9 protein-coding genes and 3 pseudogenes are annotated in these 6,575 nt (G+C 72.3%); 5 read left to right on the top strand and 7 right to left on the bottom strand.

Annotation, left to right across the window (positions count from 1 at the left end; genetic code table 11):
* Together DIZ27_RS43255 and DIZ27_RS48230 are read left to right on the top strand one after the other, a co-directional pair.
* Positions 1 to 869, top strand: a pseudogene (locus DIZ27_RS43255) (helix-turn-helix domain-containing protein); the annotation flags it as partial.
* Between the two features lie 41 nt (positions 870 to 910).
* A pseudogene (locus DIZ27_RS48230) lies at positions 911 to 1,134 on the top strand (acyl-CoA desaturase); the annotation flags it as partial.
* A 6-nt stretch (positions 1,135 to 1,140) separates the two neighbouring features.
* On the opposite strand, the gene DIZ27_RS45445 reads toward DIZ27_RS48230, so the two are convergent.
* The 6 genes from DIZ27_RS45445 to DIZ27_RS43230 form a co-directional block, all read right to left on the bottom strand.
* A complete protein-coding gene (locus DIZ27_RS45445) occupies positions 1,141 to 1,296 on the bottom strand; it encodes a DUF6131 family protein (protein ID WP_146229133.1) in 156 nt (51 codons plus the stop codon).
* Positions 1,297 to 1,383: 87 nt separating this feature from the next.
* Positions 1,384 to 1,992 carry an alkaline shock response membrane anchor protein AmaP gene (amaP, locus tag DIZ27_RS43245; protein ID WP_109383752.1) on the bottom strand — a complete coding sequence of 203 codons (609 nt, stop codon included), beginning with the start codon at positions 1,990 to 1,992 and terminating at the stop codon, positions 1,384 to 1,386.
* A 29-nt stretch (positions 1,993 to 2,021) separates the two neighbouring features.
* Positions 2,022 to 2,648, bottom strand: coding sequence for a DUF6286 domain-containing protein (locus tag DIZ27_RS43240; RefSeq protein WP_258308882.1), 627 nt, complete (start codon positions 2,646 to 2,648; stop codon positions 2,022 to 2,024).
* A 112-nt stretch (positions 2,649 to 2,760) separates the two neighbouring features.
* Positions 2,761 to 3,171, bottom strand: coding sequence for an Asp23/Gls24 family envelope stress response protein (locus DIZ27_RS43235; protein ID WP_109383751.1), 411 nt, complete (start codon positions 3,169 to 3,171; stop codon positions 2,761 to 2,763).
* Positions 3,168 to 3,338 (bottom strand): hypothetical protein, encoded by a 171-nt coding sequence (locus DIZ27_RS46395; protein WP_181384007.1) that lies wholly within the window; start codon positions 3,336 to 3,338, stop codon positions 3,168 to 3,170. The genes DIZ27_RS43235 and DIZ27_RS46395 overlap by 4 nt, the downstream gene beginning before the upstream one ends.
* A 77-nt stretch (positions 3,339 to 3,415) precedes the next feature.
* Positions 3,416 to 3,898 carry an Asp23/Gls24 family envelope stress response protein gene (locus tag DIZ27_RS43230; protein WP_109383755.1) on the bottom strand — a complete coding sequence of 161 codons (483 nt, stop codon included), beginning with the start codon at positions 3,896 to 3,898 and terminating at the stop codon, positions 3,416 to 3,418.
* Between the two features lie 157 nt (positions 3,899 to 4,055).
* On the opposite strand from DIZ27_RS43230, the gene DIZ27_RS43225 reads away from it, so the two are divergent.
* The 3 genes from DIZ27_RS43225 to DIZ27_RS43215 are packed head-to-tail and all read left to right on the top strand — an operon-like array spanning position 4,056 to position 5,685.
* Positions 4,056 to 4,646 carry an RNA polymerase sigma factor gene (locus DIZ27_RS43225; protein ID WP_181384006.1) on the top strand — a complete coding sequence of 197 codons (591 nt, stop codon included), beginning with the start codon at positions 4,056 to 4,058 and terminating at the stop codon, positions 4,644 to 4,646.
* Positions 4,637 to 5,308 (top strand): hypothetical protein, encoded by a 672-nt coding sequence (locus tag DIZ27_RS43220; protein WP_109383750.1) that lies wholly within the window; start codon positions 4,637 to 4,639, stop codon positions 5,306 to 5,308. The genes DIZ27_RS43225 and DIZ27_RS43220 overlap by 10 nt, the downstream gene beginning before the upstream one ends.
* Positions 5,308 to 5,685 carry an Asp23/Gls24 family envelope stress response protein gene (locus DIZ27_RS43215; protein ID WP_109383749.1) on the top strand — a complete coding sequence of 126 codons (378 nt, stop codon included), beginning with the start codon at positions 5,308 to 5,310 and terminating at the stop codon, positions 5,683 to 5,685. Before DIZ27_RS43220 ends, DIZ27_RS43215 begins: the two co-directional genes overlap by 1 nt.
* A gap of 85 nt (positions 5,686 to 5,770) precedes the next feature.
* Here DIZ27_RS43215 and DIZ27_RS43210 read toward each other — a convergent pair.
* A pseudogene (locus tag DIZ27_RS43210) lies at positions 5,771 to 6,447 on the bottom strand (IS6 family transposase).
* Positions 6,448 to 6,575: the final 128 nt, after the last annotated feature.

Genomic DNA, 6,575 nt, shown 5'->3' with positions numbered 1-6,575 from the left:
GCTCCTACCTGTCGATGATCGGCACCAGCCCGGTGCGGATCATCGACGCGCAGATCACCGTGACCTGCGCCGACGGCACGGTATTCACCGGCGCCTACCGGCTGGCCACTACGTTGAGTGACGCTCGCCGCTATCCGGCTGCCGCCCTGGTCAGCCTGTATCACCAGCGGTGGGAGCACGAATCGACGTACTACGCGCTCCGCCACACGATCATGGACGGGCGGGTGCTGCGCTCGGGCGACCCGGTCGGCGTCGAGCAGGAGATGTGGTCGCTGCTGGCGCTCTACCAACTCCTGCGCACGGCGATGGTCGATGCCGCCGAGTCCCGCCCCGGCACCGACCCGGACCGCTGCGGCTTCACCATCGCCCTCCAGACCGCCCGTGACCAGGTAATCCAGGCCGCCGGCGTCATCGTGGACGCCACCGACCCAGTCGGCACCATCGGACGCCGCGTCCTGGCCGCACTCCTGCCGTCCCGTCGCCCCCGCGTGAGCACCCGCAAGGTCAAATCACCGATCTCCCGGTACAACGAACGACACAATGACGGCAGACCCGATCACAGCCGCACCGTCACCAGCCTCGACGTCAGTGTCCTCGAACCTTCAGAACCGCGGCCCGCGCTGCCCACCGCCTCCCGGGACGACCGGCATGCCGCCCCCGCCGAGCGCCGCAGACACCGAATCCTGGCCCTGCTCGAAGAAGACCCCACCCGCCTGTGGAGACCCCGCGACATCGCGGCTCACTTCGGCGACGTCACCCTGGACACCATGTACAGGCAACTCTCCAGATGGGCCGAGAGCGGACTCATCCACAAGATCGGCCCCGGCCTCTACACCGCCACACCTTGGTCACCAACTCCCTTGCAGTGACATGAAGATCGCTAACTACCCGGCCTTGGCCATTGCTCCCGTCCCGTCGCCACGACCGGGCCACCAACCCGTGGCCGTCGGCCCTGCTCTCGTCCGGCGAGAGCTGACACAACCTCTACCACGCCGACACCGCCTGCGCCCGGCACGGCGTCGACCGCGGTCAAATCGACCTCTCCGCCGCGTTCATTCGCCTCCCGAACGCCTCGGCTGGGTCTACGACGTGCGTCGGCCGGCTTCGGCCCGCGTCGCCGCTCGCCGGACCTGACCCCGATCACCAGTAGTGGCGTCGACCGGCGACGGCGTGTCCCATCGCGCCGAGGACCCACAGGATGGCTCCGACGACCGCCAGGACGATCCCGATGGTCCACAGGATGGCTATCCCGGTGACGAAGCCGACGACGAGCAGAACGATGCCCAGGATGATCATGATCTCTCCCTTGGGGAGTAGTGCCGGTTCCCCTGTGAACTGCGAAAGACCGCAAGGGGGCGGACACGGAAATGGCCGGTCTCCTCCTCACTCTGCGCGGTGTGGTTTGTGGCGGGCGACCTGCAGGCGGACTTTGGTGGGCATGTCAGGGAAGCCGGTGGACCGATGGGCGGTTCGGAGCGGGCCTTCGCTGAGGGCATCGAGGGCGGCGCCGGGTGCCGTCCGAGGGGTGAGGGTGAGCCTGACGCGGGTGCGGGGGTGGGCAGGCTGGCCAGTGATGCGTACGGCCGCATGCTCAACCCCCGGCAGGGCACCGGCTTCGGCGGCGATCGCGTCGCTGAGCGCTCGGTCGCGCAGTTCGACGCCTTCCTGCGGGGGTGTGCCGCCGACAGACAGCGCTCCGGGGCGGCGCCGGCGCAGTTGGGCGAGCAACCACCACAGGGCGAGCAGGGCGACGAGGGCGAGGACGGCGATGACGGCGGGCCACCACCACCAGCCCTGGCTGCTCCAGCGGGCCCGGTCGGCGGAGCTGAGCAGGACGTCGTCCGCGGCGGTCAGGGGCCAGCCGACGGGCTGGACCAGATCGTGTCGCCGGTAGACGTCGAACCCGGCGAAGAGGATCAGCAGACCGCCGCCGAGCAGGACCAGTCCGGTGAGGGCCAGCAGACTGCGGTTGAGTACGGGTCGCGGCGTCATGGTGCAGGCTCCGGTGCTGGGTTTTCCGGTCAGTTGGTGCGTTGCCGCACCCGTACGACGATGCGGGGAGGGCGGGCGAGGGCTAGCCGGCCGCGCTCCTCGTCGAGGACGGCGGTGAGGTCGTCCTTCACCTGCCGGGGGTCGCGGAAGCGGACGTCCGCGCGGGCTTTGATGCGGTGGCGGCGCACCCGGATGCGAGCCTTGCTGACCCCGGGGACCCGCATGGCGGCGTCGCGCAGCAGATCGGCGGCACCGTCGCGGTCCAGGGAGGCCCGCAGCCCGGGCACGGGGGAGCGCAGGGGCAGCCAATGGCGCAGGCCAGGGGTGAGGGCCAGGACGATCAGCCAGATGCCGACGGCGGCGGCCACGGCGGCTCCCGTGAGCATCCACACGTCGTCCACGGGGCGGGTGGCCAGTGCGTCGGCCAGGTGCCGTCGCCAGGCTGCCGCAGGGCGTCCCGCCCGTACGGCGACGACGTCGACCAGCGCCGCGACCGCCGCCACGAGGATCACCGAGGCGACCAGCGCGGACGGAAGGCGCCGCGCGGACCACGGGCGGTGGGTCCGGTGCCCTCTGTCGCGCTCGCCGGCCGTCGGGTTCGGCGAACCCGGCTCTGTCGGCTCCCTCGGCTCCTCGGGCTCCTTCGTCAGCGGCACCGCGGCACGGTGCGCGGATGGCGTGGAACTGTGAGTGGGAGGGTCCGGGCCGGTTGTCATTCCGGTCCTCCTTCCTGCGCGGTGGGCCCGGCGGTGCGGGCCGCGTGGCCGCTCACCGGACCCGCCCCCGGTTCGCGGCGGCGGTCACCAGCCGCCGGACGGTGAGGGCGACCTCTCCCACCTGCAAGCCGGTCAGCTGAGCCACCCGCTCGGCGACGTCGCGCTGGATCCGCTCGCAGACCTGAGGGAAGTCGGTGGGGGAGGGCAGCTCCATGGTCAGGTGCAGGCGCACCGATCCGGTACGGACGGCGGCGGAGGCGCTGGGCGCCGCCGGTCCGCTCGGGTCGGGCGGGAGGGCGGCGCGCCGGGACTGGGCCGTGCGTGCGGCCCGGGCGGCGATACGGGCGACCACCCTGTCCGGGATGACGGTGGCGCCCCGCTCGGCCGGCAGCGGCAGGCCGGCGGCCCGCGCCGATGGGCCGGACCCTTTACCGAGAGGTGGGGAACCGGGCCGGGTCCTCACCGCTGCCTCCGTCCGCGGACGTCGAGGTCGCCCTGCACGACGAGGCCGACGATCAGCCCCGCCGCCCCCAGGACCAGAACCAGCAGAAATGCCCAGAAGCCGCCGAAGTAACCGGCGAAGCCCAGGGCCATGCCGGCCGCGAGGCCCGTCGTCGCTGTGTTCATCATGCACTCACCCGTCTCGCGAGGGTCGTCCGCGTGATCAGCCACTTACGCCGGGACGCGGCGGCGGTGGTCACGGCGGATCACCGCACGCGGCCCTCGTCCGGTTCGGACTCTTCCTCCTCGTCGGGCAGGTGGACGTCGTCGACGGCGATGTTCACCTCGACGACCTCCAGGCCCGTCATCCGCTCCACCGCGCTGATCACGTTGCTGCGCACGTCGCCGGCGACGTCGACGATGGAGACGCCGTACTCGACGACGACGTCCAGGTCCACGGCGGCCTGGCGCTCGCCGACCTCGACCTTCACTCCTTGTGTGACGCCGCCGCCTCCGCCGGGGACGTGTTCCCGCATGGCGCCGAAGGCGCGGGCCATGCCCGCCCCGAGGTTGTAAATGCCCGGTACCTCGCGGGCGGCCATGCCCGCGATCTTGGCCACCACGCCGTCCGCGATGGTGGTCTTCCCCCGGGTCTCGGCCGGAGCCCCGGCCCCGGTACGGCCCTTCAGCGCGCTCACGCCCGCCTCGGGCCGGCTGTCCGCGCCGACGCCGGTGATGTTGTCCGTCATGGCGGTCGCCTCGATCGGTCGGTCGGACACCGGTGCGGCGCCCTTCGAAAGGTTGGACATATCGGGCGTCGCATTCCTCACACATGCTGGATGTGATGTGCATCACACGCGACCCGTCGGATACACGGACAGTCCGAACCTTGTACAGGGGGGTGCCATGATCGAAAGCGCTGTTTCCCCATCGCCGGGCCGCGACCTGATGGGACGCGACCTGCCGGATGGCCTGCTGGCCGTGCGGGCGGCCGAGGGAGACGAGGACGCCTTCGCCGTTCTCGTCCAGCGGCACAGCCGGTCCCTCCTGGCCCTGGCCCGTTGCATGCTCGGCAACGCCCAGGACGCAGAGGAGGCCGTTCAGGACGCCTTCGTCAGCGCCTGGCGGCGACTGCCGGAATACCACCACAGTGCGGAGTTCCGCACCTGGATGTACCGGATCACCGTCAACCGTTGCCTGACCGTGCGCCGCCGCCGACCGCCGCCCCTCTCCCTGGACACCGTCGCCGAACCCGCGACGGACGACGCGTGGAGCCAGCCCGCCCGGTCCGCAGAGCAGGACGCGGCCACCGCCGCCCTGTCCCGCGCACTCGCCGAGCTGGACGCCGGGCAGCGGATCTGCTGGATCCTGAGGGAAGTGCAGGGCCTGCCCTACAAGGAGATAGCCCACGTGACGCGGACCAGTGAACAGACGGTGCGCGGCAGACTGTTCAGGGCACGCCGATCCCTGCAGGAGGCGATGAGCCCATGGCGCTAGACGACCCGCACGCGCGGCCTTCCGGACCGCCCGGAGCCGATGAACCCCGCACCGGCCCAGCCGCCGCCGACGCGCCCCCGTTCGCGGGCGATGAGGTGCTGCCCTGCGGCCGACTGCTCAGCCGAGTCTGGGAACAGGCGCAGGACATGGCGCCGGCTGCGGACCCGCACACCGTGTCCTGTCCCCACTGCCACGAGACCGTCGAGGAACTGGCCACACTGAACGCGGCCACCCGGGCGCTGCGCGCCGATGACCCTCCCGGCCTGCACGCACTCACCGACCGCGTCATGGACGTCGTCAGGGCAGAGATCCGGCTCGGACGGCTGCTGCCCCTGGCCGACCCGGACCGGGACCTGCGGATCGCCGAGAGCGCCGCCGCGAAGGTACTGCGGCAGGCTGCGGACACGGTCCCCGGTACCAGGGCCGCGACCTGCCGGCTCGTACCCGAGGGCGAGGGCACCGACGTGCGGGCGACCGTGACCCTGGCCGCTGCTCTCGACCGCCCGCTGCCCGACCGGGTCCATCAGGTGCGCCGATCGGTCCTCGACTCGGCCGGACAGGACCTGGGGCTTGCCGTGACGGCCGTCGACATCACCGTGATCGACGTCTTGGAGCCGGAGCCGCCCCTCGGTCCCGGCCTTTCGACCGGCGGTGGCACGTGATGACCGCCATCCGCACGAGCGCGCTCCTCGGCGTCGCGGCCGAGGCGGCCCTCGCGGTTCCCGGCGTGGCGGGCCTGCAACCCCGCCTCGCCCACCGCCTCGCGGCAGCCACCGCGCCCACCCGGACGGACACCGCGCCTCACCGCACGTCGCCCGAGGCAGGTATCCGCGCCGACCGGGCGCCGGACGGTTCGGGATGGCACATCGAGGTGCGCTGCGTCCTGGCCGAGGGCCGGCGGGCGCTGGACATCGCCCGGAACGTCCACGACCGGGTGGGGGCCGCCGTCCTCTCCTACCTCGCCGCCCTCGGTGTCGCGGAGCGGGTCACCGTCAAGGTCACGGTGACCCGTATCGCCGCCCGGCACGACGCGGCATGAGTTCCGAGGGCATTGTCACGTTGTGGAGTGTGTGAGTGCCCGACGGGGTGGCGGGTGTGATGGGGCCGGGTTCCGGCTTTCGTGCTCAGGCCGCGGCAGGCAGGCCGGCGACGCCGGTGACCTGATCCCAGAGGGCGCAGCGGAGGGTCGTCTCGGCGCGGTAGTGGGCGGCGGTCATTTGGTGGCGGCGGGGCCGGACGTGGGGTGAGATGCCGCCGACCGCGGCCAGGGACCGCTGGACCCCGCCGGCGGAGCGGAAGCCCTGCATGGCGCGTTCGCGCCGACGGGTGGGCCGGTGGCTGTTCTCGGCCCGGTGGTTCCGGCCCTGGTGACAGCGGTGCCCGGCGGAGGGCATGACCTCGCGGTGGGCCGCGCCGCAGGAGCGCAGCTGGTCGGTGACCACCATCCGCGGCACCGAGCAGGTTCTCTGGAGCAGCCTGCGGAAGAACCGCCGGGCCGCGGCGGTGGCCCTTCGGCCCCGGCCAGGAGGCCGGGCACGGTGCCGGCGGCGTCGACGGCCCGCCACCGGTACTGCCGCACACCGTTGATCCTCACGAAGACCTCGTCCAGATGCCATGTGTCGCCCAGCCGCCCACGCCGCCGGCACAGGCCGTCGGCGTAGCCCTGCCCGAACGTCGCGCACCAGCGCCGGACCGTCTCGTGCGAGACGAGCACGCCGCGCCCGGGCAGCAGCTCCCCGGCCTCGCGAAAGCCGAGCGGAAAGCGGACGGACCGCCCCACGCAGTGGGAGATCACCTCGATCGGGTACCGGTGCCCCTGCTACGACGGCGGCGCGGACGACACGAGCGATCCCCCTGTCCGGCACGATCAACTCCAAGATCATCCCAGGCCGGTCAGCCCACGTGACAACGCCCGCCGAGGTCCTACCG

The organism is Streptomyces sp. NWU339 (assembly GCF_003143855.1).
Classification (GTDB): domain Bacteria; phylum Actinomycetota; class Actinomycetes; order Streptomycetales; family Streptomycetaceae; genus Streptomyces.
This window is presented reverse-complemented; position numbering and strand designations above follow the sequence as displayed.

Coding starts and splice junctions, on each gene's coding strand:
- DIZ27_RS45445 (WP_146229133.1), bottom strand. CDS start 1,296: ATGATCATCCTGGGCATCGTTCTGCTCGTCGTCGGCTTCGTCACCGGG.
- amaP (WP_109383752.1), bottom strand. CDS start 1,992: ATGACGCCGCGACCCGTACTCAACCGCAGTCTGCTGGCCCTCACCGGA.
- DIZ27_RS46395 (WP_181384007.1), bottom strand. CDS start 3,338: ATGATGAACACAGCGACGACGGGCCTCGCGGCCGGCATGGCCCTGGGC.
- DIZ27_RS43230 (WP_109383755.1), bottom strand. CDS start 3,898: ATGACGGACAACATCACCGGCGTCGGCGCGGACAGCCGGCCCGAGGCG.
- DIZ27_RS43225 (WP_181384006.1), top strand. CDS start 4,056: ATGATCGAAAGCGCTGTTTCCCCATCGCCGGGCCGCGACCTGATGGGA.
- DIZ27_RS43220 (WP_109383750.1), top strand. CDS start 4,637: ATGGCGCTAGACGACCCGCACGCGCGGCCTTCCGGACCGCCCGGAGCC.
- DIZ27_RS43215 (WP_109383749.1), top strand. CDS start 5,308: ATGACCGCCATCCGCACGAGCGCGCTCCTCGGCGTCGCGGCCGAGGCG.